16 protein-coding genes are annotated in these 18361 nt (G+C 61.8%); 7 read left to right on the top strand and 9 right to left on the bottom strand.

The genetic code is table 11. The features are described 5' to 3' along the window. The first annotated feature begins 57 nt into the window (after window positions 1–57). Window positions 58–1326 (top strand): glycosyltransferase, encoded by a 1269-nt coding sequence (locus AC1Q6C_RS17715; protein ID WP_230359624.1) that lies wholly within the window; start codon window positions 58–60, stop codon window positions 1324–1326. A gap of 68 nt (window positions 1327–1394) precedes the next feature. Here the strand turns inward: AC1Q6C_RS17715 and AC1Q6C_RS17720 are convergent, their stop codons facing one another. After that, window positions 1395–1982 (bottom strand): STAS domain-containing protein, encoded by a 588-nt coding sequence (locus AC1Q6C_RS17720; RefSeq protein WP_308216553.1) that lies wholly within the window; start codon window positions 1980–1982, stop codon window positions 1395–1397. A gap of 247 nt (window positions 1983–2229) precedes the next feature. Between AC1Q6C_RS17720 and AC1Q6C_RS17725 the strand changes: the two genes are divergently transcribed. Together AC1Q6C_RS17725 and AC1Q6C_RS17730 are read left to right on the top strand one after the other, a co-directional pair. Further along, entirely contained in the window at window positions 2230–2661 is a 432-nt protein-coding gene (locus tag AC1Q6C_RS17725; protein ID WP_492666720.1) for an ATP-binding protein, read from the top strand. Beyond that, window positions 2658–3452 (top strand): RNA polymerase sigma factor SigF, encoded by a 795-nt coding sequence (locus AC1Q6C_RS17730; protein ID WP_003941515.1) that lies wholly within the window; start codon window positions 2658–2660, stop codon window positions 3450–3452. The genes AC1Q6C_RS17725 and AC1Q6C_RS17730 overlap by 4 nt, the downstream gene beginning before the upstream one ends. Before the next feature lie 37 nt (window positions 3453–3489). On the opposite strand, the gene AC1Q6C_RS17735 is transcribed toward AC1Q6C_RS17730, so the two are convergent. From AC1Q6C_RS17735 to aceA, 4 genes are all read right to left on the bottom strand, one after another. Beyond that, window positions 3490–4530, bottom strand: a complete 1041-nt coding sequence (locus AC1Q6C_RS17735; protein WP_492666721.1) for an NAD(P)-dependent alcohol dehydrogenase — start codon at window positions 4528–4530, stop codon at window positions 3490–3492. Window positions 4531–4602: 72 nt separating this feature from the next. Beyond that, on the bottom strand, window positions 4603–6909 hold the full coding sequence (metE, locus tag AC1Q6C_RS17740) for a 5-methyltetrahydropteroyltriglutamate--homocysteine S-methyltransferase (RefSeq protein WP_003941510.1): 2307 nt from the start codon (window positions 6907–6909) through the stop codon (window positions 4603–4605). 91 nt (window positions 6910–7000) lie between these two features. Continuing rightward, entirely contained in the window at window positions 7001–7897 is an 897-nt protein-coding gene (locus AC1Q6C_RS17745) for a 3-hydroxybutyryl-CoA dehydrogenase (protein WP_003941541.1), read from the bottom strand. 184 nt (window positions 7898–8081) lie between these two features. Then, window positions 8082–9371: an isocitrate lyase gene (gene aceA / locus AC1Q6C_RS17750; protein ID WP_003941533.1), complete on the bottom strand. Its 1290-nt coding sequence runs from the start codon at window positions 9369–9371 to the stop codon at window positions 8082–8084. A gap of 504 nt (window positions 9372–9875) precedes the next feature. Here aceA and AC1Q6C_RS17755 point away from each other — a divergent pair. From AC1Q6C_RS17755 to ramB, 4 genes are all read left to right on the top strand, one after another. Continuing rightward, window positions 9876–10499 carry a serine/threonine protein kinase gene (locus AC1Q6C_RS17755; protein WP_233405668.1) on the top strand — a complete coding sequence of 208 codons (624 nt, stop codon included), beginning with the start codon at window positions 9876–9878 and terminating at the stop codon, window positions 10497–10499. Window positions 10500–10578: 79 nt separating this feature from the next. Beyond that, window positions 10579–10866 (top strand): FmdB family zinc ribbon protein, encoded by a 288-nt coding sequence (locus AC1Q6C_RS17760; RefSeq protein ID WP_037129638.1) that lies wholly within the window; start codon window positions 10579–10581, stop codon window positions 10864–10866. 94 nt (window positions 10867–10960) lie between these two features. Further along, a complete protein-coding gene (gene fmdA, locus AC1Q6C_RS17765; RefSeq protein WP_042923284.1) occupies window positions 10961–12220 on the top strand; it encodes a formamidase in 1260 nt (419 codons plus the stop codon). A 125-nt stretch (window positions 12221–12345) separates the two neighbouring features. Then, window positions 12346–13758 carry an acetate metabolism transcriptional regulator RamB gene (ramB, locus tag AC1Q6C_RS17770; protein ID WP_003941547.1) on the top strand — a complete coding sequence of 471 codons (1413 nt, stop codon included), beginning with the start codon at window positions 12346–12348 and terminating at the stop codon, window positions 13756–13758. A gap of 5 nt (window positions 13759–13763) precedes the next feature. Here ramB and AC1Q6C_RS17775 read toward each other — a convergent pair whose 3' ends face one another. From AC1Q6C_RS17775 to AC1Q6C_RS17790, 4 genes are all read right to left on the bottom strand, one after another. Then, window positions 13764–14786, bottom strand: coding sequence for an alpha/beta hydrolase (locus AC1Q6C_RS17775; protein WP_230359622.1), 1023 nt, complete (start codon window positions 14784–14786; stop codon window positions 13764–13766). 131 nt (window positions 14787–14917) lie between these two features. Beyond that, window positions 14918–15937, bottom strand: a complete 1020-nt coding sequence (locus AC1Q6C_RS17780) for an alpha/beta hydrolase (RefSeq protein WP_230359621.1) — start codon at window positions 15935–15937, stop codon at window positions 14918–14920. Window positions 15938–16005: 68 nt separating this feature from the next. Next, window positions 16006–17646, bottom strand: coding sequence for a class I adenylate-forming enzyme family protein (locus AC1Q6C_RS17785; RefSeq protein ID WP_047268871.1), 1641 nt, complete (start codon window positions 17644–17646; stop codon window positions 16006–16008). Between the two features lie 9 nt (window positions 17647–17655). After that, entirely contained in the window at window positions 17656–18360 is a 705-nt protein-coding gene (locus AC1Q6C_RS17790) for an ABC transporter ATP-binding protein (protein ID WP_020906733.1), read from the bottom strand. Between the last annotated feature and the right edge of the window lies 1 nt (window position 18361).

Raw genomic sequence — 18361 nt, forward strand, 5'->3', positions numbered from 1 at the left:
TCAGATCACGGACTCCGGGTATCCCCAGACGAACCGATCAAGTGGAGAGGGGACCCGATGAAGTACTCGCCCGCTATGGCTCCCGGACGAATGCTGAAGATCTCCATGGTGTCGGTGAACGCCGATCCACTCGCACCGGTGGGCTGCTCGGCAGCCGGTGCACAGAACCTGCACGTCGACGAACTGTCTGCCGCCTTGGTTCGTGCCGGACACGACGTCACCGTCTTCACCAGGCGTGCCCACGTCGGTGGGCCGGACCGCGTTCGCGCCCGCGCCGGGTACTCCGTCGACTATCTCGCGGCCGGCCCGACGCAGGCTCTTCCGGATGCCGACATCCTCCCTCACCTGGGAACCTTTGCCAGCATTCTGCGCGCTCAGTGGAGTACCGACCGACCCGATGTGGTGCATTCGCACTTCTGGATGTCCGGTGTGGCAACGGAACTCGCGACCCGATCGCTCGGCATCCCCGTACTTCAGACATTCCATTCCCTGGGATCTGCGGCGCACCGCCACCTCGGAGCAGCCGACGACAGCCCCTCGGAGCGGACTCACCTGGAACCGTTGATCGCCAGGGGCGCAACCCATGTCATCGCGACCAGTTCGGACGAAATCTTCGATCTGGTCCGGCAGGGATCACCGCGATCACGGACCACGATGGTGCCCTCGGGCGTGGACACCGAAGCATTCACCCCGGAGGGACCCGCCGCGAAGAAAACCGCACCGCATCGATTGATCTGCGTCGGAAGACTGGTGGAGCAGAAGGGCTTCGATGTTGCCGTCGCCGCGCTGGCTTCGCTGCCGGATACGGAGTTGGTGGTGATCGGCGGGCCACCCGTGGCGCAACTGAGCACCGACGAAGTGGCGATCCGCTTGGTCAAGCTCGCCGAGCGCCTCGGCGTCGCAGATCGCGTCCAATTGTTGGGACGGGTTCCGCACCGCCAACTACCGAAACTGATGCGATCGGCCGACGCCCTCGTGTGCACCCCTCGATACGAACCGTTCGGAATCGCGGCACTGGAAGCAATGGCGTGCGGAGTTCCCGTAGTCGCGACTCCTGTTGGCGGACTGCGGGATACGGTGATCGACGGACTCACCGGGCGTCGGGTCCCGGTCAACAACCCGGTGGAAACCGCGCGCGCAGTCCGCCATCTTCTCGACGACGAGGACGAAGGCGCGGCGTTTGCACGGCAGAGCCGGGCCCGAGCGTGCGAATCGTATTCGTGGGATCACGTCGCCACCGAAGTGGTCCGCACCTACGGCCGCTGCGTCACAGCACCGCCGAGAGCCCGCCAACACAAGGGCACTCACCGAAGTGAAGTGCACTGACGCTGACGGGCTCTACGAAACTGAATTCACGAAGGTGATTTCACGTAGCGTGGACTGAAACTGCGTGATCAAGCGGGGAAACGTCGGGTCTCTTCGAGTCCGATTGCATGATCGAGCGACTCGTAGCAGGCAAACATCGACTCCTGACCAGCTGCTTTGAGCAACCTTTGCACCGGGCGGGCGCAGACGAGCGCGAGTGTGCCGCCCACGTCGCGTGATCGCGTCGACAGGACCGACAGTACGGACAAGCCGCACGTCCCCATGAATTCGAGTTCGGATAGATCGACGACCAGCGTCCGGTCCGCGGCCACGTGGTACGTCAAGAAGTCACGAAAAGCATTGGCGCTCATCAGATCGATCTCACCACGAACTTTGATCACAGCGGTGTGTGCACTGATGCGGTGCGCGTGAAACGATGCGGTCGCTGTCCCGGTCGCGGGAGGTCCGTAGTCTACCGATCCCTTCGCCGCGTTCGTAAAGCCTGAAATAGATGATCCTGGAACAACAGTCATGGTTCTCCCATCCCGCAACGGTTTACACTCTGCAAAAGAGAAGGGACCTCCGAAGGAGACGCACGATGAACGGGTCTCCAGAAATACGGATAAATCCCTCATCGGCTGTGTGCTCAACCTCGGTTTGAAACAGTACGCCAGCATGACGGACGTCACAAGTGCGTTGCGACCATTCGTTTCGGTGTTCCGAACAAAAATGTGGTTTGGTCTGCGGTTCCGCGAGGTAATCCGATGTTGCGATCGCCAACGGTCGTGAGCAGAATCGTGTCGTTTACCCCGGCACCACCATCGACCAAATTTCGTGTTCGGGGGTCACTGTGAAGGTCGGGATGGGTATCGTTCTCGGCACCAGACTTCACCGCGACCCCTGGTACGACGATCCGGAGAACTTATGGCACACCTCAGCGCACTCGAGCCCGATCAGGATCAGACTCAGCCAGTTGTGGAGTTGAGGATTCAAGCGACTCTCGATCAGCTGTCGATTTTGCGTGCACTGGCCGCCACCGTTGCCATTCAGGAAAACTTCGACCTCGACGCCATCGCCGACATCAAACTGGCCATGGACGAAATCTGTACGCATCTGATCGTTCGCGCTGCGCCTGATTCGGTTCTGGTGTGTCGGTTCGTCTTCACGCCGCCGCAATTGCACGTGTCCGTGTCCACGACGATCACGGAGTACGAGGACAGCAGTCAGCGTTCGTTCGGGTGGCACATCCTCACCGAACTCACCGATTCGATTTCGCTCGACCAGGAAGAGAACCTCGGCGGCGTCGGCTACATCACCACCATGAAGTTCACCAGGGCCCTCAGCGGGCGCCTGTGACCGCTTCCGCAGACGGCCCGTCACGCCCGCGTCGGCGGTCCACCGACGAATATCGGGACGTAATACCAGTTTTCGAGGAACTGCGGACCCTCGAGCCCCACAGCCCGGAGTACGAACGAGTGCGCACTGCACTCATCACCAGATGCCTACCGTTGGCCGAGCACATCGCCAGACGATTCGACGGTCGTGGCGAGGCACACGACGATCTGGTTCAGGTGGCGCGTCTCGGTCTGGTCAACGCCGTCGACCGTTTCGATTCCACGCGCGGATCCGATTTCGTCTCCTTCGCAGTTCCCACCGTGATGGGCGAGGTTCGACGACACTTCCGCGACACCGGTTGGGCATTGCGGGTTCCCCGCCGGATGAAGGAGTTGCACTTCCAACTCGGGCAGGCCATCAGCGAGCTGTCACAACAGCTCGGGCACGCGCCGACCGTCGACGAGTTGGCCGAGACGTTGGGGATCGAACGCGAAGAAGTTGCCCAGGCCTTGATCGCCGGCAACGCGTATCAGACGGTCTCGGTCGACGGTGCCGCGTCCAATCACACCGACGATCTCCCGCTCGTGGAAACACTCGGTGACTACGACGCAGCACTCGAGAACGTCGAGAATCACGAGGCGTTGCGTCCGCTTCTCGACAAGCTTCCCGAGCGAGAGCGGACGGTGTTGATGCTCAGATTCTTCGGAAACCTGACGCAGACACAGATCGCCGAGAAAGTCGGTGTGTCCCAGATGCACGTGTCGAGGTTGCTCGCGAAGACATTGAGTAATCTTCGCGAGCAACTCGACTGAGCTCCGCGAACAATTCGACTGAGCAGGACCGGGCGGGTCAGATCGTTGCGGTGTCGATCACGAATCGGTATCGGACGTCGCTCTTGATCACGCGCTCGTAAGCGTCGTTGATGTCGCTCGCCGGGATCAGTTCGATTTCTGCGCCGATGCCGTGCTCGGCGCAGAAGTCGAGCATCTCCTGTGTCTGCGGGATACCTCCGACCATGGAACCGGCGAGGCTACGACGGTTTGCGGCGAGCGAGAATGCTCGAACTTCGATCGGCTTCTCGGGCAGGCCGAGTTCGACGAGAGTGCCGTTGATGGCAAGCAAGGACATGTAGGCGTCGATGTCGAGGTTGACCGAGACCGTGTTGAGGATCAGGTCGAACTCGCCGCGAAGAGCCTTGAACGTCTCACGGTCGTTGGTCGCGTAGTAGTGATCGGCGCCGAGGCGAAGCCCGTCGTCTTTCTTGCCGAGCGTCTGGCTCAGGACGGTGACTTCCGCTCCGAGCGCCTTGGCGATCTTCACGCCGACGTGCCCGAGGCCGCCGAAACCGATGATGGCGACCTTCTTGCCGGGGCCGGCGTTCCAGTGCCGCAGCGGTGAGTACAAGGTGATGCCCGCGCACAGGAGCGGCGCTGCAACGTCGAGTTCGATGCCCTCCGGGATCGAGAGCACGAAGTGCTCGGTGACGACGATGTGCGTCGAGTAGCCACCCTGAGTGCGCTCGCCGTCGCGGCCGGTGGCGTTGTACGTACCCGTCACACCCTTGCGGCAGTACTGCTCTTCACCGGCGGTGCAGGCGTCGCACTCCCCGCACGAGTCGACGAAGCAGCCGACGCCCACTCGGTCGCCGACCTTGTGCTTGGTGACATCGGAACCCACGGCGGCGACGACGCCGGCGATTTCGTGTCCGGGGACGATCGGGTACTTGGCTCCGCCCCACTCGTTGCGAGCGGTGTGGATGTCGGAATGGCAGATGCCGGCAAATTTGATGTCGATGAGAATGTCCAGTGGACCGAGCTCGCGGCGTTCGACAGTGGTCTTCTCGAGGAGACCGTCAGCGGACGTCGCGGCATAAGCAGCAGCAGTAACCATGCACACATGCCTACCCGTGCATGGAGGGACCTGCAACTCGCAGGCCCCTCCATGACTTGTTCTTTACGTGACTTACCCGGCGTCGCGCTCGGCTTGCTCGGCCCGACGACGCAGGCGCCTCGCGGCCGCAACCATATTGCGCAGCGAAGGCTCGAGTTGCCACGGATGGCGGGTCTTGAGGCCGCCGTCCGGGTTTGCCCACAAGCGATCGAGAGAGATCGATTCGCTTGCCTCAGTGAGCAATTCGTCGAGTTCGTCGATGTCGGGAATCCGAGCCGAGCGAGATTCGTAGACACCGGGACCGACGCCGTGCGTGAGCGCGCCTTCCTTGAGTGCTTCGAGAACCCACGTGATGGAGCGGGTCGCGACGATAGCCGTCACATCGGCGTCCAACCGTTCGATGGCGTCGACCACCGACGACCGAGCGGAGTACGTCAGATGTGTGTGGATCTGTGTTTCCGGCTTCGCTCCACCTGTTGCCAGACGGAACGCGTCGACGGCCCACTCCAGGTAGGCCTCCCGGCCGTCCTCACGCAGTGGCAGCAGTTCACGAATTGCCGGTTCGTCCACCTGGATGATGGCGATTCCGGCAGCTTCGAGATCCGCGATTTCGTCTCGAATGACAAGTGCCAGTTGCTCTGCCGTTTCGTAGAGCGGCTGATCCTGGCGAACGAACGAACGGGCGATCATGGTGACCGGACCCGTCAGCATGCCCTTGACCGGCTTGTCGGTCAGCGACTGCGCGTACGCAATCCACTCGACCGTCATCGGCTTCGGACGTGCGATGTCGCCGTAGAGGATCGGCGGACGCGTGCAACGAGATCCGTAGGCCTGAACCCAACCGTTGTGCGTGAAGGCATAGCCCTCGAGCAGTTCGGCGAAGTACTGGACCATGTCGTTGCGCTCGTGCTCGCCGTGCACGAAAACATCGAGACCGATGTCCTCTTGCAGACGGATTGTGCGCTCGATCTCTTCCTGGATGCGCTTGTAGTAGTCGTCCCACTCCAAACGCCCCTGGCCGAGTTCGTAACGAGCCTGGCGAATCGCGTCGGTCTGCGGGAACGAACCCAGTGTCTGGGCCGGCACCAAGGGCAGATTCAACCGTTCCTGCTGAGCCTTACGACGCTCCTCGTACGGTGCACGCACACGATCTTCGGGCTTGATCGCGTTCACCCGAGCACGGACAGCGTGCTTGAGCTTGAAGTGCACCTTCGTCGGACGCTTACGCCACTTGTCCGAAGGACCTTCGGTGAGCGCCTTCGCCAGTGAGACGACTTCGCCGACCTTCTGCTTCGCAAAAGCCAGACGGTCTGCGACGTCTCCCGGAATGTCGTACTCGGAGAGCACGTCGTACGGCACGTGCAGCAGCGACGACGACGTGGAGACGACGAGGTCAGGCACAACGTCTTTGAGTTCGTTCAGGTACGTCAAGGTGTTGAACCGGTCGACGCGCCAGACGTTGCGACCGTCGACGACGCCCGCGTAGATGCGCTTGCGCTTGATGTTCGGCACCGCGGCCAGTTCCTCGGCCGTGATCTTGCCGTGCACCAGGTCCAGTCCGAAGGCTTCGATCTTGGTGGGCGCCAAGATGTTGAGGGCTTCGCCGAACTTGCCGTACGGACCCGTCACCAACAGGCGCGGGCGCAGCGGGGCCGTCGAAAGCTTCTCGTACGCACGTCCCAGAGCGGCTAGCTCCTCGGGGGTGCGGTCCTCGGTGACCGAAGGCTCGTCCAACTGAACACAGGTCGCACCGGCCTTGGCGAGCTGCTCGAAGAGCTTCTCGTACTCGGGCAGGAGCGCGTCCAACAGGTCGAGCGGGGTGAAGTTCGGATCGGACTTCTCGGTGGCAGGTCCGACCTTCGAAAGCAGAAGCAGCGAGACGGGCCCCATGATGACGGGGCGCAATTCGATGCCGCGCGCCTTCGCACGTTCGAACTCGTCGAGAAGTGCATCCGAGTTGAGCGAGAACACTGTGTTCGCGTCGATCTCGGGCTGACGGTAGTAGTAGTTCGTACCGAAGAAGCGCACCAGCTCGAGAGGCGGGAAGTCCGGGCGGCCGCGGGCCATCGTGAAGTAGAAATCGAGCGGCTCGAGGGCGCCCTCGAGCGGCTTGAACCGCTCCGGCACTGCGCCGAAGAGCAGCGCATTGTCGAGCACGTGATCGTAGAAGGAGAAGGTGTTGCCGGGAACCTGGCTCAATCCCGTCGCAGCCAATTCGCTCCAGGTCGATTCCTGGAGTTCCTTGGCGACCGCGAGAAGTGCGTCCTTGTCCGAAGTGCCGTGCCAGTAGGACTCGAGGGCGCGCTTGAGCTCACGGCGCGGCCCGATGCGCGGATACCCCAGGACGCTGGAGCCGAATGCTGCAGTGCTGCTGGACATGCGGTCGACCTTTCTAACCGAGGGGCGCGAGCGCCCTGTGCGCCTTTGTGGTAGCCGGAACTACCAGAAAGGCGCACAGGGGCGTTGGGCCTTAGCTTGCCTGCTTGGTGGAGCGACCGTTGTCGGCGTACTCGTAGAAGCCCGCGCCGGACTTCTTGCCGGTCAAGCCGGCTTCGACCATACGCAGGAGCAGCGGCGGAGCGGAGTACAGCGGCTCCTTGAACTCTTCGTACATGGAGTCGGCGATGGACTTGACGGTGTCGAGTCCGACCAGGTCCGTCAGAGCCAGCGGACCCATGGGGTGCGCGAGGCCGAGAACCGTCGCCTTGTCGATGTCTTCCTTGGTCGCGAAGCCCGACTCGACCATGCGGATCGCCGAGAGCAGGTACGGCACCAGGAGTGCGTTGACGACGAAGCCGGAGCGGTCGGCACTGCGGACGACCTGCTTGCCGAGGATGTCGCTGGCAAAAGCCTCGGCGCGCTGCGAGACGGAGGCACTGGTCTTGAGCGTCGTCACCAATTCGACGAGCGGCAGAACCGGAACCGGGTTGAAGAAGTGCATGCCGATGACTCGCTCGGGACGCTTGGTCGAGATGCCGAGCTTCATGATCGGGATCGACGACGTGTTGGACGCGAGAACCGCATCCGGGTCCGTCACGACCGCGTCGAGCTCGGCGAAGATTTCGCTCTTGATCTTCTCGTCTTCGACGACGGCCTCCACGACGAGCTGGCGGTCCGCGAAATCTCCCAGATCGGAGGTGAAACGCAGACGCCATGCGGCCTGCTCACGCTCACGTTCTGTGATCTTTCCGCTGCTCACGCCGCGGTCGAGCGAACGCAGGATGCGTGAACGCCCGGCTGCTGCAAGCTCGCGAGTCTGCTCGAAGACCAGAACATCGACATGTGCGCGGGCGCACACCTCGGCGATTCCGGCACCCATGATTCCGGCGCCGATAACGCCGACGCGCTGAATTTTTTCGCTGGTCACGTCAGCTCCTTGTTTGTCTCGTGGAGTTTGTCTGGTGAAGGTGTTGCAAAACAAGCACTTCGAACTGCGTCGACGCTGGTGGCCGACGCAATCGGAACTGCCTTGAAGACGAGAGAAAGTAGTGCGGTGATACAAGCAGGGGAGAGACCCGAAGCCGAGCCTCTCCCCCACCCGAAGTCAGTTCTTAGTGGAACTGTCCCTCTTCGGTGGAGCCCTTGAGAGCTGCCGTCGAGGTGTTGGGGTCAACGGTGGTGGCGATGGTGTCGAAGTAGCCGGCGCCAACCTCACGCTGGTGCTTGATGGCGGTGAAGCCACGCTCTTCGGCAGCCTTGAACTCGCGCTCCTGCAGGTCGACGAATGCCGTCATGCCTTCGCGGGCGTAGCCGTAGGCAAGGTCGAACATGCCGTAGTTGAGCGAGTGGAAGCCGGCCAGCGTGATGAACTGGAACTTGAAGCCCATTGCGCCGAGCTCCTTCTGGAACTTCGCGATGGTCGCGTCGTCCAGGTGCGCCTTCCAGTTGAAGGAAGGGGAGCAGTTGTAGGCCAGGAGCTGGTCCGGGAATTCGCTGCGAACGGACTCGGCGAACTTCTTTGCAACCTCGAGATCCGGCACGCCGGTCTCCATCCAGATGAGGTCTGCGTACGGTGCGTAAGCCTTGGCGCGAGCGATGCAGGGCTCGATGCCGTTCTTGACGCCGTAGAAGCCTTCAGCCGTGCGGGTTCCGTCGAGGAACGGGCGGTCACGCTCGTCTACGTCGGAGGTGATGAGGGTTGCGGCCTCAGCGTCGGTGCGGGCGATGATGACGGACGGAACGTCCGCGACGTCGGAAGCCAGGCGAGCCGAGGTCAGGGTGCGGATGTGCTGCTGCGTGGGGATGAGCACCTTGCCGCCGAGGTGGCCGCACTTCTTCTCCGAAGCGAGCTGATCCTCCCAGTGGACACCGGCAGCGCCGGCGCCGATCATGGCCTTCTGCAGCTCGTAAGCGTTGAGAGCGCCACCGAAGCCGGCTTCGGCGTCGGCAACGATCGGAGCGAGCCAGTTGCTGACGGAGGTGTCACCCTCGGTCTTGGCGATCTCGTCGGCGCGCAGCAGTGCGTTGTTGATGCGACGGACGACGGTCGGAACCGAGTTGGCCGGGTAGAGGCTCTGGTCCGGGTACGTGTGGCCCGAGAGGTTCGCATCGCCGGCAACCTGCCAACCGGAGAGGTAGATGGCCTTCAGGCCGGCGCGAACCTGCTGCACAGCCATGTTGCCGGTAAGTGCACCGAGGGAGTTGATGTAGTCCTCGTTGTTCACGAGATCCCACAGGATCTCGGATCCGCGACGAGCGAGGGTCTGCTCCTCGACGACGGTGCCCTGGAGCTTGACGACCTGATCGGCCGTGTAGTTACGAGTAACGCCCTTCCAGCGAGGGTTGGTGTCCCAATCCTGCTGGAGCTCAGCTGCGGTCTTCGGGGTGCCGGTGGTCGACATCAAGACTCCATCTCTTTGATCTGCTGGTCCGGCCTGTTGTGAGCAGTACGTGCGTACTACTTCACATACTTGCCAGGCCCTTCTTGTGTACTTACCGAGGATGGCACATCGAAAAAGTGCCGTCTACCTGTTGCTAATGCCAATCTTCGCTACCTTTTCAACACACTTTGCTAAGTCTGTGAAGATTCCTACGCGACTGGTACTACCCAATCGGACAGGTTCCGTACTGGCGAGTAGGAAAGAAACCGCAGGCTGTGAACGAAATGCACTCAACTCCGCCGCTTGCGAATTCCGGCAGTTCGCATGGAACTCGGAACAGGCCCTTCCGCTACTTCGGAGCCAACTTCGCTACCTGCGAGTGACCGCAATCACTCCCCGGCAACAGGCTTCGCTCGGGCAATTCCAGGGATCTACCCGCCAGAAAGCCACAGACAACCCGTTCGCCGGCCATATGCTGTCGAACCATGACTTGTCGTTCGACGCCCCCGACCGGGCGATAAAGCGGTGCCGGACAACTATCAGCGGCCACCGAACAACCAGGCATGGTCGCAATCCGGTCCACAGCCGCCGCAGTTGGGCTACCGAGCCGCGCCGCAGTCGTATCCCCCGCCCCAGGGATTCCCGCCTGCACCGCCACGTGGAAATCCGCCGCCGCGTCGGCCCGGCTGGGTGATTCCGGTATCCGTAATCGGAGTCATCACTGTGTTGGCTCTCTTCGGCGGGCTTGCCTGGGTCCTCTGGCCGAAGGACGTCCCCAACTCGGCCGCCGGTGGCGCCGCCCACACCACCATCGGCGCCGCGAACACACCCGGCACCACGACAACCGCTCCCAGCACGACATCCCCGACGACCACACGCGCCGCGAACTTCCCGGCCGGTGCGTCCGCCTGCCCCGGCGGGCAGCCGGCCGGAAGTTACAAGGAGTCCGCGACAAGTGGGGGCAAAACTTCATGTGAGTTTGCCGAGGCGGTTCGGATCGCCTACGGGAACTCCGGTGCAACCGGTGCATCCAGCACCGTGTCCGCACGTAGTCCGGTGACCGGCAAGGAGTACACGATGGCATGCAAGGTGACCTCCGGCATCGTCACCTGTACCGGCGGAGACAACGCGGTTGTGTACTTGCGCTGACGGGCGCAATTGCGGCATCGGCAACCCGGTGCGTGTCGTTCCAGTGTCGCACTTACGGATCCTCCGATAGCGTGACCGCATGCCTCTGTACGAGTTTCGCTGTACCGGCTGCGGCCCGCTCGAGCGGTCGTTCGCGATGGCCGAAGTGCCCCAGTCGATTACTTGCCCCCAGTGCAGTCTCGAGTCCAAGCGGGTGGTCTCGTCTCCCCGGTTGAGTCACGCGTCGTCGGCCGCGATGGGTCTACTGGACAGCACTGCTCGATCGGCTCACGAGCCTGCCGTGGTCAGTGGGTCGCTACCCGGCCGCGGCCGGCAATCTGCCCCGACGACGTCCAATCCGTTGCACCGCAAGCTACCTCGCCCCTGAGCGTCCTCACCGCGCGCCCTCGCCGTGAGTCCCGATCCGACACGAAAGTCCTGCCGCCACGAGTTTTCCGTTTCTTCGAGAATGAGGAGTGCATATGCCTGAACTGCTGTTTCCACTCGATTCCGCCAAGAAATTCACCGACCAGGCAATCGTCGGCCACAATCGGTGGCACCCGGACATCCCAGCGGCGGTGACAGTGAAACCCGGTGATGCGTTTCGTGTCCATTGCCGCGAATGGTTCGACGGCGCAATACACAACGACGACTCAGCCGACGACATTCTCAATGCACCACTGACCACGGTCCACACGCTGTCCGGCCCCTTTGCCGTCGAAGGCGCGAAGCCCGGCGACCTCTTGATCGTCGACATCTTGGATATCGGGCCTATCCCCCAAGAAGATTCGGGTCCGTTGGCCGGCCAAGGCTGGGGGTACACGGGCATCTTCCCTCGGAACAACGGCGGCGGCTTCCTCACCGAACAGTTCCCCGATGCGTACAAAGCCGTCTGGGATTTCTCCGGCCAAACGGCGACGTCGCGTCACATTCCGCACGTCTCGTTCACGGGCATCGTCCACCCGGGACTCATGGGCACGGCTCCGTCTGCAGCCTTGCTCGCCAAGTGGAATGCCCGCGAGGGCGCCCTCATTGCCACCGATCCCAATCGGGTTCCCCCGCTTGCACTTCCGCCCGAGCCCCGCGATGCAGTACTGGGAACCTTGACCGGTGACGAGTACACACGCGTGGCCGGCGAGGCGGCGCGCACCGCTCCCCCTCGCGAGAACGGTGGAAACCAGGACATCAAGAACCTCACCAAGGGCAGCCGAATCTTCTATCCGGTATTCGTGGACGGTGCGAATCTGTCGGTCGGCGATCTTCACTTCTCCCAGGGCGACGGAGAGATCACTTTCTGCGGTGCCATCGAGATGGGCGGCTTCATCGATCTTCGTGTGGACATCATCAAGGGCGGAATGGATACCTACGGTGTTTCCGAGAACGCCATCTTCATGCCGGGCAACACGGATCCGCAGTATTCCGAGTGGCTTGCGTTCTCGGGCACTTCCGTCACGTTGGACGGCGAACAGAAGTACCTGGATTCACATCTGTCCTACCAGCGTGCGTGCCTGCATGCGATCGAGTATCTGACCAAGTTCGGGTACGCGCCAGAGCAGGCGTACCTGCTACTCGGCGCGGCGCCGATCGAGGGCCGCCTGTCGGGTGTCGTGGATATCCCCAACTCGTGTTCGACGGTCTATCTCCCGACTGCGATCTTCGACTTCCCCCTTGCACCCTCGTCGAGCGGGCCGTTCCAGATCGATCCCGGAATCGGCGCCCCTCGTTCGGAGAACAGGGTCTAGGCCTTCGGCCCCGTGAGTGGTTAGGGAGTGCCGAGGCTCCTCAACCACTCACGGGGGCGGAGCCCCTGTGCGAAGACTGCGAACCCACCTTTGCGAAGCCGGACTGTCACTCGTATCCTGGGAAAATGTCGAAAACCTTTGTCGGTGTCCGGCTCCGCCAACTGCGGACCGAGCGCGGGTTGAGTCAGGCTTCGCTGGCCAAGACGCTCGAGATCTCGGCAAGCTATCTCAATCAGATCGAGCACGACGTCCGGCCACTCACCGTGCCGGTGCTCCTGCGAATCAGTGAAGTCTTCGGTGTCGACACCACCTTCTTCTCCCCGCAGGACGACACACGCCTGATCGCGGAAATGCGTGAAGTTGCCCTCGATCAAGAGATGGGTATCGACGCCGACGCCCACGAAATCGCGGAGATGGTCTCCACCCACCCGGGCCTGGCCAAGGCGATGGTGAACATGCATCGCCGCTTCCGGAACACGACGGCGCAGCTCGCCGCAGCCACGGAGGACCGTTTCTCGGACGGCAGCGGCAGCGGTTCGATCACCATGCCGCACGAGGAAGTGCGCGACTACTTCTATCAGCGACAGAACTACATCCACGATCTCGACACCGCGGCCGAAGAACTCACTGCCCGGATGCGCTTTCACCGTGGCGACGTCGCCGGCGAGATCGCCAGACGCCTCGAGTCCGTCCATGACGTGCAGATCGTTCGACGAGTCGACTTGGGCGAGAACATACTTCATCGCTACGACCCGGACACCAGGGTCCTGGAAATTTCCGCACGACTCTCCGGCGGGCAACAGGTCTTCAAGTTCGCGACAGAACTCGCATACCTCGAGCATGGCGACCTGCTCGACTCGTTGGTGGCCGAGGGCAACTTCACCAGCGAAGCGTCGGTTTCCCTGGCGAAGCTTGGTTTGGCCAACTATTTCGCCGCGGCCACCGTGCTGCCCTACAGCCAGTTTCACGAGGTTGCCGAGGACTTCCGGTACGACATCGAGCGTATGTCTGCCTTCTATTCCGCGAGCTACGAGACGATCTGCCACCGCCTCTCGACCCTGCAGCGCCCCAAACTTCGCGGGGTTCCGTTCATGTTCGTGCGTGTCGATCGTGCCGGAAACATGTCGAAGCGTCAGTCCGCCACCGGATTCCACTTCTCCACCAGCGGCGGTACGTGTCCGCTGTGGAACGTCTACGAGACGTTCTCGTATCCGGGCAAGATCATGCCTCAGATCGCACAGATGCCCGACGGCCGCCGATACCTCTGGGTTGCTCGCACGGTCGAACGTCGAGCGGCTCGATACGGACAGCCCGCAAAGATCTTCGCCATCGGATTGGGATGCGAGATTCGACACGCCCACCGACTCGTCTACAGCGACGGTCTGGATCTGGACGAGTCGAATCCGGGAACGCCGATCGGCTCGGGCTGCCGTGTCTGCGAACGCCTCAATTGTCCGCAGCGTGCCTTCCCTCCGTTGGGTAAAGACCTCGACATCAGCGAGCACCGGAGTTCGATTTCGCCGTACGTGATTCGCTGACCGCGCTAAAGCACGTGGTCGCGTAGGAACGCGACTGTGCGATCGAACGCGACCATCCCGTCCACGGTGTCGAGGTCGAACTGATATTCGTGGTCGAGTGCAGGCTCGTGATCGTCCGGGTAGAACAGTGCATCGACCTCGACGCCCAGATCGGCGAGCCGTTCTGCCATGGGTTTCGACTGGCTGGCGGTCAGTGGGTCGACATTTCCGCCGGTGATGAACGTCGCTGGAAAGTCCGAGGTCACATGACCCAGTGTCGACATCTGACCCACTGCAGTCGACCCGTCGAAGTCCCTCGTTCCGAGGTACCCCCACAGCGATTGCTTGTCGACGCCCCAACCGAAGTACTTCCCCTGTGACAGCAGCGGTTTCAGATCGAAGACCCCACAGTCGAGGACAACTCCGCGTGTCTGCTCGGGACGTAATGCCGGCTCCACACCCATTTCCGACGCGTAGTCAGGGCTGGTCATGACGGTCGCCAACTGACTGGACAACTGCGCGCCTGCCGAATCTCCCGCAAGAAAGAGATTGGTCGAATCGACATGCAACCTGTCCGCATTGCTCACGATAAATCGATACGCGTCGTTCAGCTGATTCACTGCGGTGGGGTAATACGCATCCGGCCCCAGTGAGTAGTCCACCGAAATCACAGTGAAGCCTTGATTTGCCAACAGTTTGTAGTAACCGTCGGCATCAGTTCTCGATCCTGATATCCAGCCACCGCCGTGCACCCAGACCACCGTGGGTAGCGCCGAAGTGGACTCCGACGGGTAGTACGCGTCCAGTTGTGCATCGTCGTCGCCTTCGCGGTACGACTGATCGAGAATCGAGACGATTCCTGACGGTGCATGCCTGTCGAGTTGTGCGTGAGTCGCTTCGGAGCCACCCGCTGACATCCACCGTACGAGGAGAACTCCTGGCCACGGACTGACGAGTGCCGCGGTTACCCCGGACAGCAGAATGACGACGAATACCGCCGCGATTCCGACAATGCGCCTTCGCCGTCTGTCGGGGGAAGACGCGCGCACAACAACTCCTGGGGTCGGATCGGATTCACCCAGGCTAGACCAAAAGGACTAGTTGAGAATTCCCTGGCAACGCACCCGCGGAGCTTTGTCCAAAATGACCATTTTCGCAGTGGTTCACCACAATCCGACATTTAGCCGGTATGAGCCTCGAGAAACTGAACCGTGCGATCGAGCGCAGTGAGACCGTCGGCATTGTCCAGATCGAACTGATACTCGTGACCGAGCGCCGGAACGTGATCGGCCGGATAGAACAGTGTGTCGACCGCAACTCTCAACCCGGTCAATTTGTCAGCCATCGGTTTCGACTGAGAATCTGTCAAAGGATCCGCGTTGCCGCCGCTGATGTAGGCAGGCGGAAATCGATCGGTGACGTAGTTCAAGGTCGACATCTGATCCGCTGCGTCGGTACTCATGAAGTCACGCACGCCGGTATACGCCCAGAGGGACCGATCAACTCCCCAACCGATGATGCCGGGTCCGCCGACCATGTTCCCGACGTCGTAGATTCCACAGTTCAGGATTACTCCACGTAACTGATCCGGCCGCAGCGACGGGACCACGCCCACACGGTTCGCATAGGCGGGATCAGTGATGAGAGTGGCGAGCTGACTCGAGAGTTGCGCTCCCGCAGAATCACCCGCCAGAACGACCGTCGTCGGATCAACATGCAGCCGTTCCGCATTCGCGACGACGTACGCGTGAGCGTCGTTGAGCTGCCGCACTGCCGTCGGATAGTGGTGCTCAGGTCCGAGTGAGTAGTCCAGGGACACAACTGTGTAGCCACGCGAGGCCAGCAACTCGTAGTACGGCGCGTAGTTGGACTTGCTTCCCGAGATCCAGGCACCGCCATGAGTCCAGATCACCGTAGGCAATGCGGTCGTCGTCGCTGCGGGAAAGTAGACATCCAGGTATGCGTCGTCGTCATCGGCGCGGTACTGCTGGTCCTTGATCGAGTCGACGCCTCCGGGCGCGTGCTTCTCGAGCGCCTCGGTGACTTTCACCGCATCACGATCGAAGACCCATCGCACGGTGAGTGCGCCAGGTCTCGGGCTCAGAACGAAGGCCAGAACCACGGCTCCGACCAGAACGAACACAATTGCCAGAGCCCACAGCAAGCGCCTGCGCCACCGATGCGGTGAAGGGTTCGTCATCGGGTTTCCTTCACTCTCGGCACAATGTCCGGATCAGCGTAACGCGAAGCCGGTACCGCCAAGTGCGATCAGCCGAGTTCAGCGATCCGCCTCTGCGCGAGTGCCTTGACTTCACCCTTGGCTACTTTGCCGCCTGCCGCCATCGGCAATTCGGCGACCGTCATCACGTACTCGGGTATGTACTCGCGGGTCACTCCTCGGCTCTGCAGCCAGGCGGTCAGATCCTCCGAACTCAGATCGTCATCGGCGGACACGACGACCGCACAGACCTTCTCACCGAACAGCGGATCGTCGACCCCGACCACGGCGACCAACTCCACCGAAGGGTGCGCGCGCACGTACTCCTCGACTTCGACCGCGGAGATGTTCTTGCCGCCACGAATGATGATGTCGGCTTTGCGCCCGACCACACGCACCCGTCCTGTCTCGTCGATCTCGACGATGTCGCCGAGAAGCATCCAACCGTCATCGGTGTACAACTCGTCGTTCGCATCGGTGTCCCCCCAATAGCCCTGACACATCAGCGGTCCGTTCACCCCAGGTTGACCGCGGCGGACGGAGCCGGTCATTTCCTTTGCCGCATCGTCGAATACACGAACTTGCATGCGATCGATGACGTGGCCGCACGTCTTCAGTCGGGTGTCGGAATCGTCCGAAACCGTCGTCACCGAGACGGCGCCGGTTTCGTTCGATCCGTAGAACTGCAGGACAGCCGCTCCGGTACGTTGTTCGAATGCCAGCGCCTCCGAATAGGGCACGGCTTCACCACCGGTGAACATGAAACGAAGTGACGAGAGATCGGCCGATTCCGCGGCCTCCGAACGCAACAGCATCTTGAATTGTGTACTCACACAATTCAAAGCAGTCACCCGTTCGCGCTCGATCAACTCGATCATCACCGAAACGTCGAAGCGTTCCATGACGACATTGCGAGCACCGAGTAGTGCCGGCAGGAAATGCGAAGTCCAGAGGCCGAATCCGAAAGGTGCTGGAACCGCGCCGAGGAACACCTCATCCGAACCGATCGCCGCCGCCTCGGCGGCAATCTCGGAGAAACCAACCCAACGATCCTCGGTTTGTGTGACCAGTTTGGGTAGGCCCGTTGTGCCGGAGGTCGAGTTCAGCATCGAAACGGCTGACGTGACAAAACACGGACTGGTTGCGGGGAACTGCTTTAGCTCGACCGGCAACGAGGTGAGTTCGCCGTTTGCGCTCACGCGTTCGAAACTCACGTCGGCGCGTTCGTCGGCGAAGACGACGTCCAGTCCGGGATGCTCTGCCCGCAGACTCGCCACGAGTTCGGCGGTATCGACGCCGCGCAGCGTGCGAGTGGTGACGAGTACGGAGGCTTCCGAGCGGGCGATCAGATGAGAGATCTCGCGAATGCCCGAGCGCGAACCGATTCCGACGGCGACGCGGCCGGTACGAAATGCTGCGCAGAGAGCCGCATGAAATACAGCGGTGTCGGGGAGCAACACGGCTACATGTCCGTATCCCTCACCAGCTAGATCCAGCGCCGACGCGATCGCATCGGCAGCCGCGTCGTACTGCTTCCACGACACCCTCGATTCCGGAGTGACAAAGGCGGTTTCGTCCGGGATGGTCTCAGACCAATGCCTGACCATTTCGCTGATGCTGACGCCGGCGAAGCGGTCCGGATTCGTGGCGAATTCACCGACGGTGAAGTCGAGTGTCTTCGTTTCAAGCATGATCGTCGATCATCTCCCGTCGGCGCTGAGGACGCCCATCGATTGTTTGTACGCGTTGTCCAGTGTCGCTGCGGAATCGCATTCGCGGACGAGTTCGCCGCGCTGCATGACATATCCGCGGTCGACAACCGATTTCAGTGCAGTAAGTGCCGGTTCCGTCACGATGACGGTCACACCCTCGGCGGCCAGACCCCCGACCAATGCTCGCAGCTCCGCGACGATTTTCGGTGCCAGTCCTGTCATCATCTCGTCGAGGAGCAACACCTTCGGGGTTTCCAGAAGGGCCCGCCCCAGAACCAACATCTGCTGCTCACCACCGCTGAGGACCCCGGCATAACTCTCCGAGCGTTCACGCAGGATCGGGAACCTCTCGAAAGCTGTTTCCACGGCTTCGGCTTTCAATCCCAGCAGGTCTGCGCCGACGCGTAGGTTCTCGCGAACGGACATTCGCATGAACAGTTGCCTGCCTTGGGGAACGTAGGCAAATCCGCTGCGGACACGATCCAGTGCCGATAATTTCTGGATCTCTCGACCATCGAATTTGATTGTCCCGGTGGCGGGAACCGAGCCGTAGATGGATCCCGCCAAGCTGGTCTTGCCCGCACCGTTCGGCCCGACGATCGCTGTCACTTCACCGGCGGGGGCGACAAGGGAGACTTCCCGGACGGCGACAGCGGATCCGTATCGAACTGTGACTCTGTCGAGTTCGAGCATG

Source organism: Rhodococcus sp. MT28, assembly GCF_058792695.1.